Source organism: Lysinibacillus sp. NPDC098008 (assembly GCF_044760715.1).
Taxonomy (GTDB): domain Bacteria; phylum Bacillota; class Bacilli; order Bacillales_A; family Planococcaceae; genus Lysinibacillus.
This window is the reverse complement of record NZ_JBIWBA010000068.1, coordinates 1-1,263: the sequence shown is the minus strand read 5'-3', so window position 1 is coordinate 1,263 and position 1,263 is coordinate 1. Positions and strand designations below refer to the sequence as shown.

At 40.2% G+C, this 1,263-nt stretch carries 1 protein-coding gene; it reads left to right on the top strand.

What is annotated here, in order from left to right; genetic code table 11:
- The first annotated feature begins 134 nt into the window (after window positions 1-134).
- A complete protein-coding gene (locus ACIQVU_RS20240; protein WP_340803732.1) occupies window positions 135-1,259 on the top strand; it encodes an IS4 family transposase in 1,125 nt (374 codons plus the stop codon).
- Window positions 1,260-1,263 lie beyond the last annotated feature (4 nt).

Genomic DNA, 1,263 nt, shown 5'->3' with positions numbered 1-1,263 from the left:
CACTAGCGTCGCATTAAAATAATCCAACGCGTTTAATTAAACTGAAATTTCTGTCATCTATTCCAAGCATAAAAAAATCCTTTATACTGGTTGGTGGTAGCAAACCATCCAAATCCAATACAAAGGACTCAAGCATGGATAAGTTTACACGAAAAACATCATTTGAACAATGGTTTTCACCCATCTCCTCCACGAAATTCGCGGATTTGGTTGAAACCCATCAATTAAATAACTATACAAAGAAGCTATACATGGATTCATTTTTAAAACTACTGCTGTTCGCCCAACTGAATGAAGCCGAAAGTATGCGCGATGTGCAATTGAAGTTATTTTCAGATGAACTTCAACAAGCCACTAAATTAACATCCATCAGCTTTTCACAGTTAGGTCGTCGGTTAAATTACGTACCAACAGAGGTGTTTCAACAGGTATTTTATGATTTAGTCGCTCAAATTCACGAAAAGGCACAGTATAAGCAGCGCCGGCAAATCACGACACCATTGAAAATCATTGATTCGAGTACGTTGCCGTTGAATTTGAACAACCATAAGTGGGCTGAATTTCGCCAAACGAAGTCGGGCATCAAGCTTCATTTACGACTCATTTACGTAGAAGAAGGGCATTCGTATCCGGATCAGGCGATTCTCACAAATGCGATTGAGCACGATCATGGTCAGCTCGAACTGCTCGTTGACGACAAGGAATGCATGTACGTTTTTGACCGTGGTTATTTAGACTATAAACAATTTGATCAGATGACGGATGACGGTTATTTCTTTGTCTCGCGCTTACGAAAAAACGCAGCGGTTCGTGTCGTTGAAGCCTTTCAATTGCCCGAAGAATCAATCGCCTTATCCGATGAAATGATTTTAATTGGCACACCCCAAAACCGAGCAGAAAACTACTTTCGTCGGGTCAAAGTAACGGATACAAAAGGAAATGAGCTGCAGTTACTTACAAATCGGTTTGATTTAAACGCAGACGAAATCGCAGAACTGTACAAATCGCGCTGGGCAATTGAACTATTTTTCAAATGGTTGAAACAACACCTAAATATTAAAAAGTTTTACGCGCAAAGTGAACAGGGCGTGCATAATCAAGTCTACATTGCGATGATTGTGTATTGCCTACATGTGTTGGCACAACTGAACACGAATAGTTCGAAAACCTATTTAACAATTGGTCGATTATTAAAGGCAGCTCCATGGAAATCCGCTCACTTATGGGTTCGAAAAATTGCCGGGAAAGCGATTCCATAAAGGG